Genomic DNA, 24848 nt, shown 5'->3' on the forward strand with positions numbered 1-24848 from the left:
GGTGACCATGAAGGGAACGGGGGAGATATCGGGGGATATCGGATGAACAGGGTCGTGCTCATGGTCGCCGTGCCGCTGACGGCCGCGCTCGGACTTCAGCTGGTGCCGAGCGACGTCGAGGAGCCGCCGGCGCCACGCGTCATCAACGGCTCATGCGGGAGCGATCTTCACCTGGACATCACCTATCCCGTGATCGTGGAGGAGCCCGCCACGCTGTACGTGCAGATCACGGACACGGCCGGCTACACGTACACGATCCCGCTGATCGACAACGATGGTGACCCCCAGGGTTTCCACCCGACGATCCCCGCCGACCAGCTTCCCGACGGCGGGTACGACGTGGTCCTCTCGGCGGCCGGGAACGATGTCTACGTGGGCATGTTCGACCAAGGGGAGGTGTGCGGCGGCTCCGGGCTGCCGACGGTGACGCCCAGCCCGCTGCCGACGGTCTCGCCGGAGCCGTCCGGGTCGCCGAGCGTGGAACCCTCGACGCTGCCCGGCCGCGTCCCCGGTTCCACTCCCAGCCCAGATCCCTCAGGATCAGCGCTCCCGGAGGCTACGGTCTCACCCGACCCGGACACAGACGCCGGAGAGGCCGGCGCAGCGGACGCGGTCCCGGGCAGTCCCAGCTACGTGGGGTGACCGCCCACGTCGCGGACGACGTGCCGCCTCCTTGCCGCGCCGTCGGCCCAGGGCTAGCGTCGACCCGTGTACACCAGGCCTGACGTCAGCTTTCCCGAGTTCCGGGACGACGCAGGCGCCGTCATCCCCTACGGCGACCGGTGGGGCGTGGACGGGCCTCCCGAGGACTCGTACAGCGTGGTGCACCACGGTGAGCGCTTCCAGGTCGCGTGGACTCTGGCCCGCGCCCTCGTGGATCACCTGGTGACCACCTACGACGTCGACGTGATCGAAGATGCCTCTCTCGCCGACGGGCGGGCCTCCGACGAGAACCTGCCCGACGTTCGCGGGCCGCTCCCAGGCGCGCCGGCCGCGGTGAGGCGGCTGGTGCCCCGCGGGCAGGGCGCGCCGCTCACGGTGGTCGAGTCCGACCTCCCCGGCGTGGTCATGCTCGCCGGCGTCACGCTGAGTGCGGCTGCGCCCACGTGCGGCTGCGACGCGTGCGACGACAGGGTCGAGGACATGGCCGACGAGCTCGAGGAGTTCGCCTTCGCGGTGGCGCAGGGCACCCCGTGGGAGATGGTCGCCGACGGGGGAGTGCGTGCCGGGTTCGGTACGGGCAGCAGCTGGGGGACGCAGACGTTCGCGCAACGCCGCGAGCTGCGGGCGTTGATCCGGGAGGCGCCGGCGTTCGCGCCGTGGCCCCTGCGTCGCGACGCCTGAACGCACGCGAACTCGTGGACAGGTGTTGGCCCACCGTCGCCCCATCAGGCAGAATGAGCCGCGCAGCGCATCAAACGAAGCCTCGGATCCGCCGCATGCGGCTCGACCAGCCGCGTGACAGAGTGGAAGTTGCCTGCGACAGCCCGTCGATCCCGCGTCGACGGCCGCCCGATGTGGGGCGCTGCCGTCGCCGCACCCGAGGAGAACCATGAGCAAGCTCATCCAGACCACCACGGCCGGTTCGCTGCCGCGCACCAAGAAGCTCGCCGAGGCGAACGCCGTCCGTCCCGTGTCCGAGGACGGCTTCACTTATCAGACGAGCGACGAGTTCGACGCGCTCCTCCAGGACGCCGTCACGGACGTCGTGAAGCAGCAGGTCGAGGCAGGCATCGACATCGTCGGCGACGGCGAGTTCGGCAAGGCCATGTCGCCCGGTCACGACTTCGGCGCCTGGTGGTCGTACTCGTTCCAGCGCACCGGCGGCCTGGCGCTGCCCGACAAGGATGCGCCGATGCCCGAGCCCGTGCGCTCGAGCCCGGGGAACGTGCGTCTCACGTCCATGAACGACCGCCGCGACTGGACCCGCTTCGCCGAGGCCTACTTCGACCCGACGTCGGGTGTCCTTCTCGGCGACGTCCCCTACTGGCCCGAGGTGACCGGCCCGCTCACGTACCGCGGCCACGACCTCGTCTCCGCGGACGTGCGCCACCTCCGCGCCGCCCTCGATGCGAACGGCCTGCAGGACGGGTTCATCACAGCGCTCGCGCCCGGCTCCGCCGCCCGCATCGGCAACACGTTCTACAAGACCGAGGAGGAGCACATCTGGGCCTGGGCCGAGGTGCTCAAGGAGGAGTACAAGGCGATCGTCGACGCCGGCTTCACCCTCCAGATCGACGACCCCTCGCTCGCCGAGTCGTGGGACCAGATCAACCCCGAGCCGTCGGTCTCCGACTACCGCGCCTTCATCCAGACCCGCATCGACGCGATCAACCACGCGATCGAGGGGCTCCCCGAGGACAAGGTGCGCCTGCACCTGTGCTGGGGCTCCTGGCATGGCCCGCACACCACGGACCTCGAGTTCGCGCACATCGCCGACAAGATGCTCGAGGTGAATGCGGGCGAGTACTCGTTCGAGGCCGCCAACGCGCGCCACGAGCACGAGTGGAAGGTGTGGAAGGACGTCCAGCTCCCCGAGGGCAAGAAGATCGTCCCCGGCATCGTGGGCCACTCCACCAACGTCGTGGAGCACCCCGACCTCGTCGCGGAGCGCATCGTGCGTTTCGCTGAGCTGGTCGGTCCCGAGAACGTGATCGCCGCCACCGACTGCGGCCTCGGCGGCCGCGTCCACGGGCAGATCGCGTGGGCGAAGCTCGAGTCGCTCGGCGAGGGCGCACGCCGCGCCTCGGACCTGCTGAACGGCTGAGCCTCCCCGCGTCACACGCCTCGCGAACGGCCCGGTGTCCCCTTGGGGATGCCGGGCCGTCGTGCTCCCCCTGTACAGCACCGAACCGCCGCACCGCTGAGGGACGGATGCGGCGGCCGGGCCATGGACAGGGCATAGGGGGGCGACCCTGTCCACATCTCTCGGCTCAGGCGGCTCGCGCCGCCCTGCCTTGCCTATGTCGGAGCCGCCGGTCGGCTGCTCGTCCTGTGTGTGGACCCGGCTCTATGCCGGGCCCGAGTCCTATGCGCCGGCCTCGTACCTGAACACCGAGTGGATGGCGCTGAACGACGCGCCTCCGGTGACTCCGCCGCCGACCACGTGCACCTCGCCGCCGACCGTCGCCACGGCTCCGCCGTGGCGGGGGATCGGGATCGACAGCAGCGGACGCCACGAGCCGGTAGCGGGGTCGAACTCCTCCACCGCGGAGAAGGCCTCTCCGTCGACGGTGACCTCGCCGCCGATCGCCTGGAGCTTGCCGCCGGCCGTGCCGAGGCTCAGCGTGCGGCGACCCGTGATCATGTCAGGGCCGTCGGTCCACGCGCCGGTGCTCGGGTCGAACACCTCCATCGAGCTGACGGTCTCGTCGAACGTGGTGCCGCTCGCTTCGCGGATGCGACCGCCGACCACGTAGACGAGTCCTCCGATCGCGGCCATCGCGGCGTTGTCACGTCGCTGCGTCAGAGGTGCGACCGTGGACCAGGTGTCGTTGGACGGGTCGTAGACCTCGACCGTGTCGATCGACGCGCCGGTGCCGTCCATGCCTCCTGCCACGTAGATCAGACCGCCCGTCGTCGCCGCGTTGACACCGCCGCGAGCGGTCGGCATGTCAGCGAGCGCCGACCAGGTGTCGATCGCCGGGTCGTAGACCCACGACTCGTCCACGGCGCCGGAGAACGGAAGGGTCGAGCCTCCGAACACGTAGACCTTGCCGCCGAGCGCGACCACCGCCGGGTTCTCGACTGCTGAGCCCGGCTTCGGGGAGACCTCGCTCCAGACGTCGGCCACCGTGTCGTAGGCGTACACGTTGTTCTGGTGGCCGGAGGTGGTCTTGCCGCCCACGACGTACATGGTGTCGTTGACCGCTGCGCCACCCGCATCCAGCAGGTTGGTCGGCAGGCCCTCCTCGGAGGTCCAGCAGCCGATGTCCTGGGGAACCAGGACCGTGACCACGCCGCCGCCGAACTCGCCGACGAAGAACGTGCCGTCAGGTCCGTTGGTGATCGGCAGCGGGTCGTTGAAGCCGGTGAGCATCGTGCTGCCTGCGGTCACGGTGCGCCCGTCCTCGGACAGGGTGAGCCGGGTGATCGAGTCGCTGATCGAGTAGTTCGTGACCAGCAGGTCTCCGTCGAGCGCCCCGCAGAAGGCGTCGCCGTGGTACTCGATGATGCCGTCAGAGGACCTGTTGTTGCCGAAGCTGTAGATCGGCTCCGTGAAGTTCTCGAGCGGCGCCACGCCCTGATGCGTGCCGTCCTTGAAGATGCACTCGTCCCGGTACGGGTTCGGGTGACCGTAGTAGTTGCCCTCCTCAAGCAGGTTGAGGAGGTCGGGCTGAGTACCGGGGTTGTACAGCGGCACGTCGCCTGCGGCGATGAAGTCGGTGCACTGCACGGTGGGCGAGCTCGGGTAGGTGCCCGTCACGCCGAGTCCGTTGTCCGGCCCGTAGAGGTAGCCGTTCGAATGCGGGACGAAGTCGTACGTGTTCCGCAGCCCCGTGGAGAAGGCGGACACGTCGCACGTCTCTGGGATCTCGAACAGCGCCGGGTCGCTGCGGTCCGTGAAGTCCTCGGCGAGCGGAGTCGCGCACTCGCCGGAGAATCCTGTCGCGTTCACGTCCGCCACGAGCAGGGCCGCGGACAGCGGCTGCTCGGCACGGAGCCCGAACTCGGACTCCGCCCCGTTGGCGCCGCCGGCACCCGTGTTTCCGCCCATCGCGATGTACAGCCTGCCGTCGAGCCCGAAGTGGATCGAGTTGATCGCGTGGTTCGCCTGAGCTCGTGGCAATCCGGTGATGACGTCCTCGACCGTGGTGAATCCAGGCCCGGAGAGCCGTGTCACGGTGGACGAGTTCGCGGCTCCGTCATTGATGGACGGAGACGAGTGCGAGGCCCACAGGATCACGTTCTCCGGCGTCGAGGCCGGATCCGTGGTGATGCCGAGCGTGAGCCCCGCTCCGAGCGTGTCGATGACCTCGTCGTCGATCACGTTCCAGTTCGCGTCGTACGTGAGCGCGTGGATCGTGCCGAAGAGCTCCGTCACGTAGAGCCGGTCGTCAGGGCCCCACACCATCGCCGTCGGCAGCGAGATGTCGTGGAACGAGCGGTCGAAGGCGACCGATCCTGCCGAGACGGTCTCGTCGGCCTCGGCGACCGCGAAGTCGGCGAAGCGGTAGGTGAGGGGGGCAGCCGCGTTGCGGTGCGACGCGAGGATGCCTCCGAAGGACCGGGTGCCGATCCGCGGGTCGATGCCCGCGGCGTCGAAGCTGAAGTACTCCGGCGGCACGTAGAACTCGGACATGAGCTGCAGCCCGCCCGAACCGATCCTGTAGGCGGCCTGGATCGTGCGCGTGTACGGGTCGATCGTGAGCTGCAGGTAGACCTGCTGTCCCACGGCGGCCGGCTGGAAGGCCTCGACCTGCTGGTCACGGCTTCCGGCGTTCTCCTCGAGGAACTCGATCATGGTGCCGTTCGGCTTGGACTGCACCGTCACCTTGACGTAGTCGTCCTGGGAGATGCCGAACCAGAGGCCGGCCTGCTCGTAGCTGCCGGTGCCGGCGGGCACCCCGTCGATCGTGGTCGACAGGATCGTGATCTGGCTCGGGGCGTCGATGCCGACTCCGAGCGCGTTGTCGAGCGAGTTCGACGACTGGTAGGTGAGCCCCGACGTGGTGGTCACCTCGAGGTCGCCCGCGAGCTGGTCCACGAAGAGGTTCTCGGGCATGTAGCCCACGCCGCGCGACGTCGGCTGCACGTAGGTGAAACCGGTGCCGAAGCCGACGCTGTCCACCACGCCGCCCCACTCCTCGCTGAAGTCGAGGCCGTAGGGGGTGTCGACCAGGTACTCGGTGCAGTCGAGCGGGTAGCAGAGGTCCACTGCGTTGTGCACGCTGAACGTGGAGGTGAGGACGCTTGAGGTGCCGTCCACGAACGTGATGCGCGCGGTGAGCGTGTGCGGTCCCTCCTCCATGCTGCGCGTGTCCCACGGGTCAGCGGCCGACGTGCTGCCGCCGGCCAGGTCGAACGGCGCCTTGCCTTCGTTGCGGGTCGCGCCGCTGGTCATGGTCGGGTCGTCCATCCAGAACGACACCGAGCTGACGAGGGTGTCCGGAGACGTGAAGACGTAGATGTCGCCGGAGGTGTTGGCGCCTTCGAGCGGGATCGGGTCGGAGCGGTCAGCGCTGGTCGACAGGAGGATGTCGTATCCGCCCGTCGACGGGTCGCCGCCGTCGTTGTCCACCGTGAGAGTGACGGTCACGAACGTGAAGGTGCCGTCCTCAAGGGCGAGCTCGGCAGTGATCGTGTGCTCGCCGTTCGGCACGGTGGTCGAGTCCCAGGCGACGGCCTCGCTGCCGACTGCGCCGGCGAGGTCGAAGGGGGCGCCGGTCTCCGAGTGGTACGGAGCGGACTCGGTGCTGGGGTCGTCGATCCAGAAGGACACCATCGTGACGAAGTCGTCGGGTGTGGTGAAGGCGAACACGTCACCCGAGACGGTGGCGCCGTCGAGCGGGACGGGGTCCACGCGGTCTGAGGACGTGGAGTAGACGATGTCGTAGACGCTCGGGTTCGGATCTCCGCCCTCGTTGTCCACGGTGAACTCTGCCTCGACGATCGCGAAGCCGCCGCTCGACAGGTTGATCTGCGCGGTGATGGTGTGCGAGCCGTTCAGCAGTGTCGTGGAGTCCCATGCGACTGCGGTCGAGCCGTTGCCCACGGATCCCGCGAAGTCGTACGGGGCCTTGCCCTCGGTCTTGAACGGGCTGCCCGTCATGGTCGGGTCGTCGAGCCAGAAGACGACGCTCGACACGTCGTCGTCCGGTGCCGTGAAGATGTACGCGTCGCCGGTGACGGTCGCGCCCACGAGGGACGTGTCGCCCGAGCGGTCCGCCGACGTGGAGAGGCGGACGTCGTATCCGCCGGTGCCGGGGTCCACGACATCGGAGTTGTCGACCGTGAACGCGGCCTGCAGCACGGTGGAGCCGCCGCCGGTGAGCGTCACGAGTGCGGTCACCGTGTGGGGGCCATCGGCCACTGTCGCCGTGTTCCACGCGGTCGCGGCCGAGCTGCTGCCGCCTGCGAGGTCGTAGGGTGCGGCGCCCTCGGTCTTGTCCGGGCTGCCGCTCATCGTGGGATCGTCGATCCAGAACTCCACTCCGGACACCCCGGTGTCGGGTCCGGTGAAGACGTACGCGGCGCCGGACAGGGTGGACCCGTCGAGGGCGATCGCTGCTGCACGGTTCGAGCTCTCGCTGACGAGCAGCGAGTAGTCGTCCTCGGTCGGCTCGGTGATCCCGTTCGCCGTCGTGAACGTCGCCGTGACGACCGACGCGCTGGTGTCGTCGAGCGTGATCAGCACGGTCATGGTGTGCGTGCCGTCGAAGACCTCGGTCGAGTCCCACGCGCTGGCGGCCGATACGGGTCCGCCCTGATAGTCGAACGGCGCCTTGCCCTCGGACTTGTCGGGCGAGCCTGACATCGACGGGTCGTCGAGCCAGAACTGCACGGTGTCGACGTCGGTGTCGGGCGTCGTGAAGATGAACGCGTCACCGGTCACGGTGGCGCCATCGAGCGGTACCGATGCCGAGCGGTCGGCGAGGGTGCTCAACTCGATCCCGTAGGTGCTCGTGGTCGGCGCAGGCGTGCCCGTGCCGGACAGCGCGACGACCGTCGGCGAGTCGACGCCGTCGTGGGTGAGCGTGAGGTCCGCAGACGCGGCGCCTTCGGTGGTCGGGGTGAACGAGACCTCGATGTCGACGCTCGACAGCGCCGGAACCTCGAGACCCGCGGTGGCGTCGGTGCCGAACGGCGTGGTGATGTCCACGCCGGTCACCGTGACGGGAACCGACTCGTCATTGGTCAGGGTGACGGTATCGGTGGCGGTCGTCCCGACCTCCACGTCGCCGAAGTCGATGCCTGAGGCGGAGACGCTCGGCGCCAGGGCGAGCGTCAGCGGCGCGATCGGCGCCGGGGGAGCGGACCCGATCGACGCCTCGGTGGACGGGCTCGGAGAGGCGCTCGGGCTCGCCGACGCCGTCGGCTCGCCGCTGGCCGTCGGTTCCGCGCTCGCGGTCGGCTCGCCGCTCGCCGTCGGGCTGGCCGACGGCGACGACGTGGGATCGGATCCGGCCCCGGCCCCCGAGCCCGCGGAAGACCCTTCCCCTCCGCCGGAGTCCGGATCCGACCCGTCCGTGCCCGAGCCCGCGCCTGCGGGCTCCTCAGCGGCGGGCGCAGGAAGCGCCGTCCCTGAGGTGGGGACGGAGATGGTGGCGACGTCGCCGTCGGTGGCGAACGTCAGGAGACCGGACAGCTCTCCCTCCGCCGTGGGCGTGTAGACCGCATCCACGGTGGTGGTCGAGCCGCCGGCGACGGTCAGCGGCAGTGAGGCGTCGATGGTGACGCCCTCAGGAACGTCGTAGCCGGAGATGGTCACGGAGCCGGCGCCTACGACGGCGAGCGTGAGCGGCGTCGTGGCGGACTCGCCCACCGCGGCGTCGGGCAGCCACAGGTTGGCGGGGGTGACGGAGAGCATGGGCCCGTCGAGCGGCAGCGCCTCGATGCCGGCCAGCGTCGGCGCTCCGGCGCGGGGGGTGAACTCGATGTCGATCGTCCCGTCGGAGGTGACGGGCACGGTGAGCGTGACGCCTGCGTCGGCGCCTGCAGCGGCGTAGATGTCCCAGTACGAGGCGAGCGGCGTGCCCTCGACGGTGACGTCGAACACGCGGCCGCCGATCACCTGCGCGGCAGGGTCGAGCTCGGCGAAGTGCAGGGAGACGGCGTAGTCGCCCTCGGCGGCGGGCAGGTGCCATGCCATGGACTCGCCAGCAGCCTCGTCGACCCGCCCGGTGGTGAACAGCGCTGCAGGCGCGCTCGAACCGGCGGGAGCGCTGACGGCTTCCGTGGTCTGGGCCGTCACGGCGCTCGCGTCCGGGGCGTTGGACATCTCGGACGGCAGGTCACCGGTGTCCGCGAGCCAGTCCGAGCCGCCGTCGGTGGCGCTGAGCAGCGGGCCCCCGACGTTGATGCGGATCGCGGACGCCGGATCGGCGGCGAGCGCCGGTGCCCCGAAGCCGAGCGCCAGCGCCGCGAGCGCGGCGACGACGGGCATGCGTCGTGAGCGGAGCTTCGCGAGCCTCGGACCTGCGACCCCCGTCGGCTGGTCCTGAATGGTGGCGTACGTGTGAGCGCTGTAGTTCATATCGGCTCCCCCCGGTGAACTACTACGACCTCGGGGAGTGCAAGCACCCAGCGCCCCTCAGTCACGGCGACCCCGCGACGGCACCCGTCCACCCCTGTGAACCACGGCAATGCCGTCGACCCTCCCAGTCGGAGTCGTCGATACGGCGAAGGTACACCGGAGAAATCGGACGCGCGAGGGTGATTCGGTAAATCGGGTGACGCGTCACCCAATCAACGGGGCTGTGCGACGCCGACGGCCGGGCTCGCGACAGCGGGGCGCCCGCGCCCGGTTCCCGCGGCATCCCTCCCGGTAGATCGCCGTATGGAGACGACGCCCGAGGCGCACCGAGCGTGCGGTCTCAGACCCGCTCGGAGGCCGCGAAAAAAAGTGCGAGAAAAGTTCCGAGGACCGGCCTCCTCAGGCCCGGAAAGCGCCGTTGAGCGAGGCCGCGGCTGTGTCCGGCCCGAGCGTCGACCAGGTTCTCAGTCCACCGGGACCGTCGTCTCGCGCGGCCGTCTGCGAGCCCGCATCCGCTCGAGCAGGTGCCATGGGCGTGACGTCAGCACCACCAGGAGGGCTCCCGCGACGAGCGCGGCCGAGGCCCACGGCAGCACGCCTGCGGAGGCCGAGCCGAGCAGCGTCGCACCGATGATCGGACCGCCCGCATTGCCTGCGTTGTAGGCCGAGTTGTACGCCGCGACAGCCACGTCCGTGCGGCCGGGCGCGTGGCGCATCGCCCAGTTCATCATCGCGGCCACGATGATCGACCAGCAGAAGCCCTGCAGCATCACCATCGCCGCCGCTATCGCAGGCACCGAGCCCGCCTGGCCGAGCCCCAGGTACACCGCCAGCAGCATCGTGAGGCCCACCACGAGCGACCGCACGGGGAAGCGATCCAGGAACCGCCCGATCGCGACCATCGCGACCACTCCGAGCGCGCCGCCGATCGCGAGCAGCAGCGGGATCGCAGTCGCGGAGAAGCGGGGCACCTGCAGCAGGTAGGGCGTGATGTAGGTCCACAGGACCGCGAGCGACCCCACGGTGAGCGCCGCGATCGCGAGCACCCGTACGAACGCGGGCCAGGACGGGAGCTCGCCCCTCGCAGTCGAGCCCTCGCTGCCCTTGAAGGTGGGGAGCAGGACAGCGATCGCGATGGCGACCACCGCCGACACCGCGGTCATCGCCATGTAGGAGGTCCGCCAGCCGGCCGCCTGCGCGAGCCACGTCAGCGCAGGCAGGCCCGCCACGCCGGCGACAGAGGAGCCGATCATCACCCGCGCGACCATGCGCCCGCGCACGCGCACGGGGAACATGCCTGCGGCGGCGGGGGTCACGACGGCCCAGAACATCGCGTGCGCGGCGGCGCCCAACACGCGACCTACGACGAGCTCGCCGAACGTGTCCGCAGTGGCGGACAGCGCCATCGCGACGGTGAAGAGCGTGCCCGCCCCCGTGAGGGTCCAGCGGTACGGGACCCTCGACGCCGCAAGCGCGAGCGGCACCGAGGTGAGGATGACCACGAAGGCACCCACGGAGATCAGGAGGCCGACGGTGGCCTCCGACTCGCCGAGGCTCTCCGCGACCACGGCGTTGAGACCGAGCGGGGCGATCTCGTTGGACACGTAGAGGAACATCGAGACGGCGAGCGCCGCGAGCGCGGCATAGGCGCGACGGGGCGCGACCGAGGGGGCCTCGCTCGGAGGGCTTCCCACGAGGGTCGGGGGCAGCGCGAGCCCCTCTCCGGCACCGGGCGCGGGGGAGGCGACGACCTCGACGTGCGGCTCGGGCTCGAGGGGGTCCCGGGCGTCGGTCATGGCACTCCTGTCGGTTCGTCGTGGCGGGTCTCATCGTCCCACGCGCAGACACGCCATGAACTCTTCGTGAAGTGCACAGAGAACCGCGCAAAACGGACTAGCATGGAAAGCGCTCCTGCTATCCGAGTCATGTGATGGCAAAGTTCGCGAAATGTCCTGGGGGGGCATAGCGTTGGACTAGATGGCATTCAGGAGCGTTCTAGTTTCTTAGGGGGAACAGTGACAACGCCTCACTTGGCGTCCGTAGCCATCCGACCGCTCAGGCGGCCGTCGGCCCGATCTCGCGGGGCCGCGCAGACCGCCGAGCCGGTGCGCCTGCCCATCTACGTGCTTGGAGAGATCCTCGCCGTGGCGCTCCTGGTGTTCCTGGGCTACACCGCAGTGACCGACAACTGGCTGTCCACCGGAATCGGCCAGTTCTCCGACTGGTACACCGAGGCGGTCGCGCCGCACCTCGATCCGCCGCTCACGGTGCACCGCCCCGCCGAGCTCGGACCGATCGGCTTCGCCGAGGAATGGGGCCAGGTCAGCCCGTTCTCGTCGTGACGCCCGAGCGAGGGCGCGCCACGTCCACGAGAGGAATCGACCGGACCCGTGTCGCGTTCAGAGCACATGACCGACGAGACTGAGCAGCCCGCCCCGTACACCCGCGCCACCGAGGCGCTCGCGTCCGCAGGGGTCGTGCACACCGTGGTCCGCCACGGTCCCGTGTCCTCCCTCGAGGAGGCTGCGGCGGCCCGAGGTCTTCTGCCCCGGCAGGTCCTCAAGACCATCGTCGTGCGCCGCGGCGACGGCGACTTCCTTCTGGTGCTCGTCCCCGGTGACCGGCAGATCTCGTGGCCCAAGCTCCGCTCGCTTCTCGGCGTGAGCCGCCTGTCCATGCCAGATGCGGAGACCGCTCGCGAGGCGACCGGATACGAGCGCGGCACCATCACCCCGTTCGGGGCATTCGGTCCTGAGGAGGGGCGCAGCTGGCCCGTGATCGCGGACTCCCGCATCGTCGAGCGCGCGGAGCCAGTGTCCATCGGCGGCGGCGCGCACGGCGTGTCCGCGACGCTTGATGCCGACGCGTTGATCTCCGCGACCCGCGCGCAGGTGGCCGACGTCACCGACGAGGCGTAGCGAGCGCTCGGCGTGGAGGTCCGCAGGACCTGCCCGCCGGCTCTACAGGACGCGCGCGGCGGCGGAGTGGTCCAGGGGCTGACCCACGGCGTCCAGCCACTCCTCGACGCGCTGCTCGAACAGGTCGGCGGCGTCGGCGTCGTAGTCCCGGAGCGAACGGTCCACGAACATGTGCCGCTGGCCGGGGTAGCGGAAGACTCGAGCGTGGGGCGCCCGGAACGTGAGGGCGCCGAGAGCCTGCTCGTCCACCCACTCGTCAGGATCCGCCAGGTGCACCTGCAGAGGGACCTGGTGCCGCCAGTCGCCGCCGAGCGCGAGCGGCGGTAGCGCGCCGCCCATCAGCAGGCAGCCGCGGATACGGGGGAGGTCCTGCGCGAGCAGCTGCGCCTGCGCGGCGCCCAACGAGAAGCCGATGACGATGCTCGCGTGACGATGCTCCCGTGCCGCACGGCGTGCCACGTCGGCGAGCGCGTCGTGCCCGATGTCCTGCGCGTGCTGGATCCCCTCGTCCAGCCGGTCGAATATGAGGCCCGCATACGCGTCGGGGGTGTGGACCACGTGTCCGTTCGCGCGCAACCGCTCCGCGAACGACGTCAGCCCTTCGGTGAGGCCGTGCGCGTGGTGGAAGAGCAGGATCTCCGCCATAGCCTCAGTCTCACGCGAACGCCGTTCCCGCGCGACTCGAGAGTGGCGGGCCGCAACGGGCCGTCAGCGAGCGGTGAGAGGGGTGGGGTGGGAGAGCCGCCCGCACACGGGCGCCATTGACCGTGTGCGGACTGGTCCTCCTGTCACCCTTGCGGGTGCCCCCTTGAACGAGTACGACGTTAGTGGAGCGAAACGTTTCACGTCGCGTGCCGTAATGAGATCGTGACCTACATTCCCGCAATTGCGAGCACGTCCGACGTGGGCTGGGACGAACCGCCCATGGGCTCGACCGTGACGGCGATGCTGGACACGTCGGCAAGGCTCGCGTGCATCATCGTCATCACCTCGCCGTCCTTGTCCGGCATGAACGTCGGGCCCGCCATCGTGGAGCCGTCGTCCATCAGCAGCCACAGCTGGTACTCCATGCCATCCGACGGCATCGGGGTCTCCGCGCCCATCAGGGCGACGCTCTCCATCCGCTCCGAGACCACCACATGCGTGGCGCCCAGATCCAGATCCATCGAGTGGGCATCGGGCGCCGACGCGACCATCATCACGTCGCGCTCCATGGCCGACGTGTCGGCGGGCTCGGCGCCGGGCAGCAGCAGTGCGACGCCCACCGCAGCGACCGCCACGGTGGCGGCGGCGGCAGTCAGAGGCGCCCACACACGACGGCGCGGCCGCGCCGTCGCCGGAGCGTCTTGACCGGACTCGCGCGCGACCGCGGGCGCGTCGGTCTCCTCAGGCTCAGCAGGGGTCGGCGTGAGCTGCGGGGTACGCGAGATCTGCTCCATGACGCGCGCCTTCAGCACGGGCGGCGGGTCGATCGCCTCCGCATCGGCGAGCGTCGCCGTCACCTCGCGCAGCGAGGCGACCTCGGCGCGGCAGTCCTCGCACTCGCTCAGGTGATCCTCGAACGCCGCGCGCTCGATGTCCGACACCGCGTCCACGACGTAGGCGCCGAGCAGCGCGTGCACGCTCTGGTCGTCGCTCATCGGTCCACCTCCCACAGATCACGAAGCCTGAGCAGTCCGTCTCGGATCCGCGCCTTGGCGGTTCCGAGCGGGATGTCGAGCGCCTCCGCCACCTCGCGGTGGGTGAAGCCTCGGTAGTAGGCGAGGTCGAGCGCCTCGCGCTGACGGTCGGTGAGGTGGGCGAGTCCGGCCCTGACGCGGGCGGACTCCCACTCGCGCTGCATCGAGTCGACGACCGACTCCTGCTCCTCCGGCAAGGACTCGGGGACCGCGCCGTGCGTCCGCAGCCGGGTGGCGTGGGCCTGTTCGGAACGGACGCGATCGACGGCGCGGCGATGCGCGATCGTGAGGATCCACGAGCGCGCCGAGCCCGCCTCGGGCCTGAAGCGCGCGGCTCTGTGCCACACGTCCACCAGGACCTCCTGAGCGACGTCCTCCGCCATCTCGCGATCGCGCACGATGCGGACCGCCAGGCCGAGCACAGATCCGGCGACCGCGGAGTAGAGGGCGTCGTACGCGTCCTCATCGCCCAGGCCCACGCGGGTCAGCAGCGAGTCGAGCGCGTCCCTCTCGCGTCGGCCGCGAGCGGGAGAGCCGTCACCGGGCGCGGCCGCGGCGGCGCGGGCGTCGGGGTCGTCCCCGTCGCCTCGCACCGCACGCAGATGCCGTTCGCCCATCGCTGCTCCCTCAGCCTCCGCTCCGGTCAGGAGTCGGAGTCCTCCTCCATCATCGCGTCCTCGGAGGGATCGGCGCTCATGCTGTCGTCGTGCATCTCGTCCTCCTCCATCGCGTCGTCCTCCATGGAGTCCTCCTCCATCGAGTCCTCCTCCATCATCTCGTCGTCCTCCATCATCATGTCCTCGCTGGTGGACGGCGACATGGAGTCCTCGGGCTCGGCCGGGTCCCCGCAGCCGGCGAGCATGCCTGCCGCGAGGAGCGCGACTGCGGGTCCGGCGATCATCCTGGGTGCGAGCTTCATGGTTCCCTCCCTGTGCTCGTGAGAGCGACGGTCGCCGCTCGTGAGGTGTTCGGGGCGGCGTGACGGGCGGATGGGTGCCGGGTACCCGCCGGGCGATCATCCGAAGGTGAAGGCGTACGCCTCGAGGCCCTCGGAGAACTCGAGCATCACGATCGCCTCCGCGGGCTCACCCGAGACGAGCGTGTACAGGTCCGACGTGCCGTCGACCTCCACCTCTGTCGTCTCGTCGGAGCCGAGCACCGTCACCTTCACGGTGCCGGTGCCCGCGAGCACCAGGTGGACGTCGGCCGCGTAGTAGTGCAGGAACAGGCGTGCGTCGGGCCCCGCCTTGGCGTACTCGTCCTCGATCGTCCAACGGCCGTTGAAGGAGAAGTGGTCGATGTCCGGCGTCGCGGTGCCCGCGAAGGACTTCTCCTCGCCCACGGTGTACTCGCCGTTGTTGGCGTATGCGATCCGCTTGTCTCCCAGGTACGACTCCTGGGTGCGGCCCGAGGTGTGGTTGCCCGCGTCGGCGTCCACGAAGTCGCCGTCGGGCATGCCGAGCAGCTCCTGGATGAGCGCCTCGGTCTCCGCGTAGCGGCCCTCGCCGTAGTGGACCTGGCGCACCACGCCCTCCTGGTCGATCAGGTAGTGCGCGGGCCAGAACCGCTGGTCCCACAGCCGCCACGTCTCGAAGTCGTTGTCGATCGCGACGGGATAGTCGATGCCGTAGCGCTCCGTCGCGTCCTGCACGTTGCCCACGACCTTCTCGAACGCGAACTCGGGGGAGTGGACGCCGACGATCTCGAAGCCGAGGTCCTTGTACTTCTCGTACCACTCGGTCAGGTACGGGAAGGTGCGCTGGCAGTTGATGCACGAGTAGGTCCAGAAGTCGACGAGCACCACCTTGCCGTCCAGGTCAGGCGCCTGCGCGTCGGCCGTGTTGAGCCAGGTCTCGATGCCCTCGTAGCCGCGCTCGGGGCCGCAGTTGAGGAGCTCCTCGCCGCCCGTCTCCTCGCACGCGTCGAACGTCATCGCATCGCCCGACGCGGCCACCGCCTCCTCGCGCCCGGACAGGTCGTCGAGCTCGTCCCGCACGGCATCGTCGTTCTCGATCCGCTCCTGGATGGTCGCGAGGAACCCGGGGACGGCTCGCTGCAGCGGCTCCGCGATGTTGGTCGCGATGACGAGCGCGGTCAGCATCAGCACCACGCCGGAGGCGATGCGGATGCCCTTGAGGCGTGTGCGCACCGCCTTCACGCGCGAGCCGATGGCCTGACCTGCGAGCCCGAAGGCGAGCAGCGGGATCGCGATCCCGGCGGAGAAGGCGAGGGTCAGCGTCACCAGGCCCCAGCTCACACCGTTGGTCGCGGCGAGCACGGTGATCGCCGCGAGGATCGGGCCCGCGCAGGGCACGAACACGAGGCCCAGGGCGAGCCCCATCACGTAGCCGTTGCCGTCGCGGCTGAGCTGAGGGATCCGCGTGTTCTGGAAGGGGCGCTCGAGCACGTGACCGACCGCCGGGACCGCGAGCCCCAGGCCGACGATCGCGAGGACCACGATCCCGATCCAGCGCAGCAGGTCGTCGGGGAGGCCCAGGCTGGACAGCAGGATCCCGCCGATCAGCGTGAACACGGCGAAGCTCGTGACGAGGCCCGCGACCACGACGATCGGCCGACGCCGCGACGCCGCACCGTCCTGGATCGCACTCGTGAGGATCGCCGGCAGGACGGGCAGCACGCAGGGACTGATGGCCGTGATGACGCCGGACACGAGTCCGACGATGAGGAGAGTGATCATGTCTGGTGTTCGGAGGCACCTTCGCGAGGGACGGGAGGCTCCGGGTGAGGGGAGCGCAACGGGACGGGAGTGAAGGAGATCGGGCGCACCTTCGGGCGGGCGATCGTGGCGCGCGGTCCGCTCGCCTGGGAGATCGCCCATTCGACCAACGACACGACGGCGGTCCCGATTCCGAGCGCGAGCAGGATCATCCCGGGGTACTGCGCCGTCCACACCGCGGACCTGTCCCGCCCCCACAGCGCTCCGACGAGGAAGGGCGCCCCGAGCAGGGCCCCGCCCCACCACGACGGCATCAGCAGCGCTCCCGCGATGATCGATGCCCAGGACAGCAGCAGGGTCGCCACCATCGCCATCACCTGCGCGTGGTGGCCGTGCACGAGCCAGCGGCCCATGACCGCTCCCATCCACAGCAGCGAGGCCCTGAAGCGAGGTACGCCCTCCTCGACGAGCGACGTGCGGAAGCGTCGGTCCACCTGCTGCCGGTGCATGCGCCAGCCCGTGCAGCGCAGCGCCGAGCCCTCGAGGTCCTCAGGGATCTCGCGGCTCAGATGGTCGTGGATGATCGCGGGCCTGGTCTGAAGCCCGAACGGGCTGAGGATCGCCCACGCCACGCGCGGCACGGAGGCGAGGTCGGTGCGCATGCCCGCAGGCGCGATCCAGGTGTCACCCGGCGTGCCGTCGGGCCCGTCCGGGTCCCTGTAGACGACGTCGGAGAGCAGGGTCCATTCGCATTCGCCCGACTGCTCGAGTCGCGCGCTTCCGCTGAGGAACGGCATCACTACCCCCTCGATAGTGGTCGCTGCGCTGCGATGGGCCCGTATCCGGTGCCGACGCTCCGTTTGTGACGAGGCTACGCGCTCTCGCGGGCGCCTGTCACGGGTCGCGCAGAGCTAAGTGCCTGGTGTGGAGCGCACCGGTGCGGCCCCGACTGCAGGGAGGGATGCGGTGAAGTGGCGCGCCGACGGATGACAGAGGCACGTGTGCGTGGAAGAGTCGAGGGCATGACCATCGGCTTCGTGCTCGGCGGCGGCGGCGTGCGCGGCGCCGTCGAGATCGGCATGCTCCAGGCGCTGTTCGAGGCCCAGGTGAAGCCCGACCTCATCGTCGGCACGTCGATCGGAGCGATCAACGGCGCGGCCGTCGCCGCCGACCCGACCGACGCCGTCGTCGAGCGTCTCGCTGAGGCATGGGGGTCGCCGGCGGCATCCGCGGTGTACGGCGACTCGTGGATGCGCCAGCTGCAGCGGCTCGCCACCTCGAGGATCCACCTCAACGACCCTGAACCGCTTCGCGAGCTGATCGCCGCGACGGTCGGGCACGGCGCGACCTTCGAGGACATGAAGGTTCCCCTCGCGGTGTGCGCCGCGAGCATCGAACGCGCGGCGGAGCAATGGTTCGACTCGGGCCCCCTGGTCGACGCCGTGCTCGCCTCCGCCTCGGTTCCCGCGGCGCTGCCACCCACGCTGATCGACGGCGAGCACTACGTGGACGGCGGCCTCGTCAACTCCATCCCGCTCGGCGAGGCCATCGCACGAGGCGCCACCGAGATCTACGTGCTGCAGGTGGGCCGCATCGAGGAGCCGCTGACCGCGCCCCGCAAGCCCTCCGACGTCGCACGCGTGTCCTTCGAGATCGCCCGACGGCATCGCTTCGCGCGAGAGCGGGCACAGGTGCCGGATGGCGTGATCGTCCACGTCCTGCCGTATGGCGGCCCGCACGCGCTCGACTCCAAGCCCGGCTCGTATCGCCGCATGGATGCCACCCATGCGCGCATCGCCGCCGCCTACGAGGCGTCGGCCGCCTACCTCGCGTTGAGAGGAGACGCATGAGCAAGCTGCGCGGTCTGCGCCTGCCCCCGATCTGGGTTCGACGAGCGGTCATCGCGCCGCTCGTCGTGTTCGTCGCGCTCGCGGTGATGCCCGTCAGCCTGCTCCTCCTCGCCGCCGTGGCGGGAATCGTCAGCTGGGCGCTGCCGGGGCGTCTGCGAGTCACCCGCATCTTCGCGATGGCGGTCTTCTACCTGATGTGGGACGCGTTCGCGCTCATCTGCCTGTTCCTGCTGTGGGTCGGTTCCGGCTTCGGGCTGTTCCTCAAGCGTCCTGGCTTCCAGGCGGCGCACTACACGTTGACGAGCCGCCTGCTCGCTCTCCTCTTCTGGCAGGTGCGGTGGACGCTGCGGCTCGACATCGTGCACGAGGATGCGGACCTCGACGAGGTGGCCAAGGGGCTTCCCGCGATCGTCGTGAGCCGGCATGCGGGCCCGGGTGACTCGTTCGTCATCGTGGAGGCGCTGCTGAACCGTTACTCGCGGGACCCCATGATCGTGCTCAAGGACACCATGCAGTGGGACCCGGCGATCGACGTCCTGCTGCATCGGATCCCGTCGCGTTTCGTGACGCCGCGCAGGTATCGCCGTTCGGATGCGCCCGGCGGTTCGGAGGCGGTCGGGCAGCTGGCCGCAGGCATGGACGACGACGACGCCGTGCTGATCTTCCCGGAGGGGGCCAACGCGACGCCCAAGCGCAGGGCGGCACGCATCGCATCGCTGCGCGCGGCGGGTCACGACGCGCTGGCGGACCGGGCTGAGGCGATGCCTCACGTGATGCCTCCTCACGTCGGGGGAGTGATGGCGGCGATGGAGGCATGCCCGCGCGCAGCCGTCATCGTCGTCGCGCACACGGGACTCGAGCGGCTCTCGACGATCAGGGACGTGTGGCGAGAGCTCCCTGTGGACAAGAGGATCACCATGAAGGGCTGGACTGCGATGCCCGAGGAGATCCCCCAGGATGCGGAGGAGCGCACCACATGGCTCTTCGACTGGTGGGCGCGCGTGGATGCGTGGATCGACGGCAAGGAGGTCGCCGTGTCGGCGGCCGCGAGCGAGGGCAGGCTGACGCCCGGACGGATGAGGCTCCTGGACAGGCAGGCGCGCATCGACTGGGCGCTCGTGGGCGTGCAGGCGCTGCTCTTCCTCGGGGTGGGCTTCTGGCCGCCCCAGTGGAGCCCCGATGTGCCGGGCGCGCCGCTGTGGGGGCTGGCGGTGGTGCTTGTGGGCGCCGTGGGGCTGGCCGTGTCGGGGTTCCATCTGGGCAGGGCGCTCACGCCCTTGCCGACGCCGAACGGCACCGGTCTGGTGGCGAAGGGCCTGTACCGGTGGGCGAGGCACCCGTTGTACACCGCGGTCGTGATGATCTGCGCGGGTGTCGCGGTGGCGCGCGGCGAGGTGGTCGTGTGGGGCTTCGTGGTGCTCCTGGCGCTCTTCTTCGAGTTCAAGACGAGGCTCGAGGAGTCATATCTGCTTCGCACGTACGACGGGTATGCGGACTACGCCGCTCGCACGGGCAAGTTCCTTCCGTGGCTCGGCAGGCGTCGCTGACCGAGCCTGGAATCCACAGTTCCCGAAAATGGGAATGGTGAACCGGTTCGACGTTTCATTCGCGAGAACGTAAACAAACGGGCGTGAGGATTCTGCGGAGTGAGAATCGTCTCAGGCGTATTCGGGTGAAAACGGTGCAGAACAGGCGTCATTGGGTGTCTTGAGTGATGGTCTTCGCTCTTCTTAGACAGTAGAATGATTCGCCATGGACCCTCGTCGCTCCCGCCTCCTGCTGCACCCCGTGCGCATCCGCGTCTCCTTGGTGCTCTCCCAGTCCGAGATGAACGTCAAGCAGCTCGCGAAGGTGCTCGACGACGTCCCCCAGGCCTCCCTCTACCGGGCGGTCTCGGAGCTGCTCGAGGGCGGCATCATCGAGGTCACTCGCGAGGAGCGCCGCGGCGGCGCGATCGAGCGCTACTTCCGGGCGATCGAGGAGGAGTCCCTCATCTCCCGTCAGGACATCGGCTCGCTCTCGCCCGCCGAGTTCGTCGCAGGCATCGAGGGCCTCAACCGCATGCTCGCGGCCGACGCCTCGCGCTACATCGCGGACGAGCAGTCCAGCTGGGTCGACGACTTCACGATCGTCGACCGCATGGTCGCCCACCTCGACGCGCAGGAGGCCCAGGAGATCGAGGAGCAGCTCCGCGCCGTCCTCGCGCGTCTGGCCGCCGCCTCAGAGCCGCGGCCCGGCACCACCCCGCACGTGCTGAACCTCACCGTGTTCCCCTATCGGGGCAGCGAGCACGAGGAGGACACCGCGGCGAGCGAGGGCGAGCTCGAGTCCGCCTCCGTCGGCGCGTAGCCGTTCACCTTCCGTGCCGCTCGCGGCCAGCGGCGGCACCGTGGGCTAGGCGCCCGGGAGGTCCGTCATGTCGGCCTCGGTGAGGCAGATCCAGTTGCCTGCAGGATCCTTGATCCACGCGGAGGCGGGCATGCCCTCCACGCCTCGCGCCACGCCCCGCTCGTCGGTCCATTCGAGCGGCTCGGGCTTGACCCCGGCGGCGTCCAGGGCGTCCACCGCCGCGTCGACATCGCTGACGGTGAGCGTGAGCACGGTGTGCGTGGCAGGCACGTGGTCGTCCTTGAGGTAGACGAAGGCTGCGGTGTCGCCCGCGAAGCGCAGCGCGAACGCGTCCTCGACGCCGATCGTGTCGGGTCCGAGCACGTCGAGACCGAGCGTGGTGCCGTAGAACGCGAGAGCGTCGTCGATCGAGTTCGTGGAGAACGTCGCGACGGCCTTGGCTTCCTTGAACATGGGGGACTCCGATCCGGGCACCGCGGCGTGCCGACCGCCGGCAGCCGCACGGTCCCCCTCCAGTGTGCTCCCTCACCCCAGGCGGCGCTGGGCGAGGGAGCACACCGCGAGAGTCAGTCCTCGAGCACCTGAGCGCGCAGGGTGGTCAGGGGGACCGAGCCGTAGCGCAGCACCCGGTCGTGGAAGTCGCGGATGTCGAAGTCCTCGGCCTTCTCCGCCTCGGCGCGGATCGCCTGGATCTCCAGGCGTCCCACCATGTACGAGAGGGCCTGACCCGGCCACGCGATGTAGCGGTCGATCTCCTGCGCCACGTGGGCGGCGTCGATCGGGGAGTGGTCCACCATGTACTGGATGGCCTGGTCCCGGGTCCAGCCGAGCGCGTGCATGCCCGTGTCGACCACCAGGCGGCACGCGCGCATCGAGTCGTTGAGCAGCATGCCGACGCGAGCCATGGGCGTCGAGTACAGGCCCATCTCGTCGGACAGGCGCTCCGAGTAGAGCGCCCAGCCCTCGACGTAGGCGGTGTTGTGGAACTCGCGCTGGACCTTGTGCAGGTTCTCGTCCTCGGCGGCGAGCGCGATCTGCAGGTGGTGGCCAGGGATCGCCTCGTGGAAGGTGAGTCCCTCGAGCTCGTACGTGGACCAGGCCGACGGGTCGGAGGTCTTCACGTAGAACGCGGGCTGCTTGCCCGTCTCAGGGTCCGGGCCGGAGTAGTAGCCCATGGGGCCGAAGTCGGTCGGGTTCGCGGTGCACTTGGACTTCGGCAGCGCGCCGAACCACTCCTTGGAGGCCTCCTCCGCGCGGGCGAGCGCCTTGGTCGCATCGGCGATCAGCGTCTCCGCGGAGTCGTAGCGCAGCGACGGATCGTCGCGCAGGCGTGCATAGATCTCCTGCACGTCGTCGGAGCCGACGAGCGGGCCGGCGAGCTCGCGGTACTCCTCCTCGAGTCGTGCGACCTGGTCGAGCCCGAGCTGGTGGAGCTCCTCAGGGGACTTGTCGAGCAGCAGGTTCGCCCAGATCTGGTCCTTGTACAGGTCGAGGCCGCCTTCGAGGTGCACCACGCCAGGCTTGTCGTCCGGCCGACCGCGCTCGGCGAGCACGAGCATCCGGGTCCGGTACTGCGCGAGGCCCGGACGCACGTGGACGCGGACCACCTCCTGGAGACGTTCCTTCCAGGCGGCGGCCTCCGCCTCGTCGAACGACGTGGGCGCGGCCTGGGCGCACAGGCGCTCGTCAGGGCCGGCAGGGGTGGCGAGGTAGTCCTCGACCTGCTCCGCCGTCATGCGCAGGTGGCTCGCGAGCGTGACGCGGCCCGCGTCCGCGGCGGCGTCGGCCACGTCCATGAGCTGCTCGAACATGGCGGGCATGGTCTCGAGCTTGGTCAGGTAGTTCTCGCCGTCCTCGGCGGTGTTGAGCGGGAAGCCCGTGATGAAGGAGAACATCAGCTCGAGCAGGCCCACGCGGGGGTTCATGAAGTCGAGCTCGGGTCCGTAGTCGTAGCCGAGCGCCGCGGCGCGTGCGCTTGTGGCCACGACGTCGCGGAGAGCGCGCGCGGCCGGGTCGCCCTCGACGTCGACCTCCTCGGCCGCCTTGGCGAGCGCGAGGAACTTCGACTGGAATCCGGCGCGCGCCTCGGGGGACAGGTCATCCCACTCAGCCAGGTGGTCGAGCTTGCCGTCCCACATCTGCGAGATGGGGCTGCTCGACTTGGCGAGCGCGTAGAAATCGTCTGCGATCTGCTCCAGTGCTGTCATGCCCATGACGCTACAACGGTTCGCCGGGTGGGTGCGTCGATGGTGGACAGGTCCCCAGCGTGCGTCGGGGCCGCCTCACTCCTCGGTGCGGTACGGGTCGAGCGCCTGAAGCGCTGCGACCTGCTCCTCGGGCGTGAGGACGCCCTCGTGGGGTCCGTCCGCCTCCACCAGGACGGCCTCAGAGGAGGCGACGTGCTCCTCGGCGGCGGCATGGATCGCCTCGATCCTCGCGAGCTCCTGCTCGGCGGCAACCTGCGCGGCCCTTGCCACCTCGGCGGCACGCTGCGCGGCGAGGACGGCCGCCTGCTTCGATCCCGGCTTCGGGCGCCGCCGCAGGGGACGCGCCTCGTGGGCGAGCAGTGCGTTGACGCGGGGGCGCGCCCACGCGGTCGCCATGCGGGACCGTCCCTCGGCGCCGCTCTGCTGCGCGGCGTTCTGGCCGACGGCCCAGGCGGCCGCGATGGGTCGATGCGCGTGGGACTCGGTGCGGCGCGACCACTCGCCGCGCCTCTGCCGCAGCTCCTCACGCTGCTGGAGCGCCATGCGGACCTGGCGGGGCACCTCGAGCCTGCGGACCACCTTGGGGTCCACGGTGGCGACGACGACCGCCGCGATGACGGTCAGGCCGAGCGACACGAGCGGCAGGACCGACAGCCCGTACGCGGAGACCAGCGCTGCGCCCACGAGAGGGCCGAGCGCCGCGCCGATGTTGGCGGTGACCATGTAGAGCGATGAGCCGATGTCGGTGCGCCACGGCGTGTGGCGCATTGCCCAGTTGAGGAGTCCGGTCACGAGCACGGCCCATCCCGCGGACACGACGATCTGCCCGAGCAGCGCCGCCCACGGCTGCCCGATGGCATAGAGCACCCACGAGGCACCGACGCCGAGCACGCCGAGCCCCACCGTCTGCACGGCGTGCTTGGCAAGGAACGAGCCGATCATCAGGGTGGATGCGACGCCGACGAGGCCGCCGAGCGCGAACAGCAGCGGCACGACGGACGAGGGGACGCCGGCGGCGTCGGTGTAGAACGAGACGATGTAGGTCCAGGTGATGGCCATGCCCACCTGCATCGCGAGGGTGACGCCGAGCACGCGGATGAAGTGCTTGAGCGAGGGCACGTCACCGATGGTGTGCTTGGTCGGACGCTCCTCCTTGTCCTCCGGTGAGTCGTCCATGCCGGTGTCGATGCGGCCGGGAAGCACGAAGGCAAGTGCGATCGCGAGCGCCAGTCCGAGCACGGCGAGGCCCCAGTAGGCGACGTGCCATCCGACCGTGTCGCCCGCGAGCGTGACGAGCGGCGTGCCGATGACGCCCGCGGCGGCGCTGCCGACGAGGACCCGCGTCACGGTCATGGCACGCAGGTGTGGGGCGAAGAGGCTTGCGGCTGTGGGCGCGACGATGCCCCAGAAGAGTCCGTGCGCGATCGCGGTGACGACGCGGCCCGCGGCGAGCTGGGCGAACGAGCCTGCGGTCGCCGCGATGGTGACGCCGACGGTCCAGACGGCGAACGTCGCCGTCAGGGTCGTGCGGGCGGCGAACCGCGACGAGAGCATCGTGAGCGGCACTGCGGAGACGACCACGGTGAGCGCGAACGCCGTGGCGAGCAGGCCGACCTGCGCCACCTGGATGCCGAGCCCCGCAGCGATGGCCGGGGTCAGGGCGACGACGGAGCCCTCGTTGACGCCGGCCGCGAAGGCGGCGACGGCGAGCACCCACAGCGCCGCCTTCGCGCGCCGCGGGGACAGCGTGAGCGACTCGAGCGAGCGGACCCCGGGCTGCGGCTCGTCGACGACGATCGACTCGACCGCGCCGATGACCGGGATCGCTACGGTCGTGGGCTCAGGGTCGTATCGCTCCGGCGGCGCGGGGTGCGCGGGCGCGTCGGACTGCAGGAGCTCGTCGAGCGCCGGCATCTCCAGCGTGCGGGTCGAGGCGGACAACGGCGGTTTTCCAATGCTGTCGTGAGGTGGT

At 70.1% G+C, this 24848-nt stretch carries 19 protein-coding genes; 8 read left to right on the forward strand and 11 right to left on the reverse strand.

Features of this window, described 5'->3' with window-relative positions; genetic code table 11:
- The first annotated feature begins 42 nt into the window (after positions 1-42).
- The 3 genes from QQX04_RS10845 to QQX04_RS10855 all read left to right on the forward strand — a co-directional run bounded on the left by QQX04_RS10845 (position 43) and on the right by QQX04_RS10855 (position 2767).
- Entirely contained in the window at positions 43-642 is a 600-nt protein-coding gene (locus tag QQX04_RS10845) for a hypothetical protein (protein ID WP_301129081.1), read from the forward strand.
- 66 nt (positions 643-708) lie between these two features.
- Positions 709-1344, forward strand: coding sequence for a DUF6226 family protein (locus QQX04_RS10850; RefSeq protein ID WP_301129082.1), 636 nt, complete (start codon positions 709-711; stop codon positions 1342-1344).
- A gap of 208 nt (positions 1345-1552) precedes the next feature.
- Complete coding sequence (locus QQX04_RS10855) at positions 1553-2767, forward strand: cobalamin-independent methionine synthase II family protein (protein WP_301129084.1); 1215 nt, start codon at positions 1553-1555, stop codon at positions 2765-2767.
- A 261-nt stretch (positions 2768-3028) separates the two neighbouring features.
- Here the strand turns inward: QQX04_RS10855 and QQX04_RS10860 are convergent, their stop codons facing one another.
- On the reverse strand, positions 3029-9196 hold the full coding sequence (locus tag QQX04_RS10860; RefSeq protein WP_301129085.1) for a Kelch repeat-containing protein: 6168 nt from the start codon (positions 9194-9196) through the stop codon (positions 3029-3031).
- Between the two features lie 464 nt (positions 9197-9660).
- Positions 9661-10992, reverse strand: coding sequence for an MFS transporter (locus tag QQX04_RS10865; RefSeq protein ID WP_301129086.1), 1332 nt, complete (start codon positions 10990-10992; stop codon positions 9661-9663).
- A 309-nt stretch (positions 10993-11301) separates the two neighbouring features.
- Between QQX04_RS10865 and QQX04_RS10870 the strand changes: the two genes are divergently transcribed.
- Both QQX04_RS10870 and QQX04_RS10875 read left to right on the forward strand, forming a co-directional pair.
- Entirely contained in the window at positions 11302-11538 is a 237-nt protein-coding gene (locus QQX04_RS10870) for a hypothetical protein (RefSeq protein ID WP_301129088.1), read from the forward strand.
- A 66-nt stretch (positions 11539-11604) separates the two neighbouring features.
- Entirely contained in the window at positions 11605-12114 is a 510-nt protein-coding gene (locus QQX04_RS10875; protein WP_301129089.1) for an aminoacyl-tRNA deacylase, read from the forward strand.
- A 42-nt stretch (positions 12115-12156) separates the two neighbouring features.
- On the opposite strand, the gene QQX04_RS10880 is transcribed toward QQX04_RS10875, so the two are convergent.
- From QQX04_RS10880 to QQX04_RS10905, 6 genes are all read right to left on the reverse strand, one after another.
- Positions 12157-12759: a dienelactone hydrolase family protein gene (locus tag QQX04_RS10880; protein WP_301129091.1), complete on the reverse strand. Its 603-nt coding sequence runs from the start codon at positions 12757-12759 to the stop codon at positions 12157-12159.
- A gap of 227 nt (positions 12760-12986) precedes the next feature.
- On the reverse strand, positions 12987-13754 hold the full coding sequence (locus QQX04_RS10885) for an anti-sigma factor (protein ID WP_301129093.1): 768 nt from the start codon (positions 13752-13754) through the stop codon (positions 12987-12989).
- Positions 13751-14410, reverse strand: a complete 660-nt coding sequence (locus QQX04_RS10890) for a sigma-70 family RNA polymerase sigma factor (RefSeq protein WP_301129095.1) — start codon at positions 14408-14410, stop codon at positions 13751-13753. Before QQX04_RS10890 ends, QQX04_RS10885 begins: the two co-directional genes overlap by 4 nt.
- A gap of 26 nt (positions 14411-14436) precedes the next feature.
- Positions 14437-14712: a hypothetical protein gene (locus QQX04_RS10895; RefSeq protein WP_301129097.1), complete on the reverse strand. Its 276-nt coding sequence runs from the start codon at positions 14710-14712 to the stop codon at positions 14437-14439.
- A gap of 96 nt (positions 14713-14808) precedes the next feature.
- Positions 14809-16491, reverse strand: a complete 1683-nt coding sequence (locus QQX04_RS10900; RefSeq protein ID WP_301129099.1) for a cytochrome c biogenesis protein CcdA — start codon at positions 16489-16491, stop codon at positions 14809-14811.
- Complete coding sequence (locus QQX04_RS10905; protein ID WP_301129101.1) at positions 16488-17267, reverse strand: DUF1353 domain-containing protein; 780 nt, start codon at positions 17265-17267, stop codon at positions 16488-16490. The genes QQX04_RS10900 and QQX04_RS10905 overlap by 4 nt, the downstream gene beginning before the upstream one ends.
- A 225-nt stretch (positions 17268-17492) precedes the next feature.
- Here QQX04_RS10905 and QQX04_RS10910 point away from each other — a divergent pair, with 225 nt between their 5' ends.
- From QQX04_RS10910 to QQX04_RS10920, 3 genes are all read left to right on the forward strand, one after another.
- Positions 17493-18320, forward strand: a complete 828-nt coding sequence (locus QQX04_RS10910) for a patatin-like phospholipase family protein (RefSeq protein ID WP_301129102.1) — start codon at positions 17493-17495, stop codon at positions 18318-18320.
- A complete protein-coding gene (locus tag QQX04_RS10915) occupies positions 18317-19867 on the forward strand; it encodes a 1-acyl-sn-glycerol-3-phosphate acyltransferase (protein WP_301129104.1) in 1551 nt (516 codons plus the stop codon). Before QQX04_RS10910 ends, QQX04_RS10915 begins: the two co-directional genes overlap by 4 nt.
- A 205-nt stretch (positions 19868-20072) precedes the next feature.
- On the forward strand, positions 20073-20669 hold the full coding sequence (locus QQX04_RS10920) for a helix-turn-helix domain-containing protein (RefSeq protein WP_301129106.1): 597 nt from the start codon (positions 20073-20075) through the stop codon (positions 20667-20669).
- 45 nt (positions 20670-20714) lie between these two features.
- On the opposite strand, the gene QQX04_RS10925 is transcribed toward QQX04_RS10920, so the two are convergent.
- The 3 genes from QQX04_RS10925 to QQX04_RS10935 form a co-directional block, all read right to left on the reverse strand.
- Complete coding sequence (locus QQX04_RS10925) at positions 20715-21122, reverse strand: VOC family protein (protein ID WP_301129107.1); 408 nt, start codon at positions 21120-21122, stop codon at positions 20715-20717.
- Between the two features lie 113 nt (positions 21123-21235).
- A complete protein-coding gene (locus QQX04_RS10930; RefSeq protein ID WP_301129108.1) occupies positions 21236-22876 on the reverse strand; it encodes a DUF885 domain-containing protein in 1641 nt (546 codons plus the stop codon).
- A 75-nt stretch (positions 22877-22951) separates the two neighbouring features.
- Positions 22952-24817 (reverse strand): MFS transporter, encoded by a 1866-nt coding sequence (locus QQX04_RS10935; protein WP_301129110.1) that lies wholly within the window; start codon positions 24815-24817, stop codon positions 22952-22954.
- Positions 24818-24848 lie beyond the last annotated feature (31 nt).

The sequence above is a fragment of the Demequina zhanjiangensis genome (genome assembly GCF_030418315.1).
GTDB classification, from domain to species: Bacteria; Actinomycetota; Actinomycetes; order Actinomycetales; family Demequinaceae; genus Demequina; species Demequina zhanjiangensis.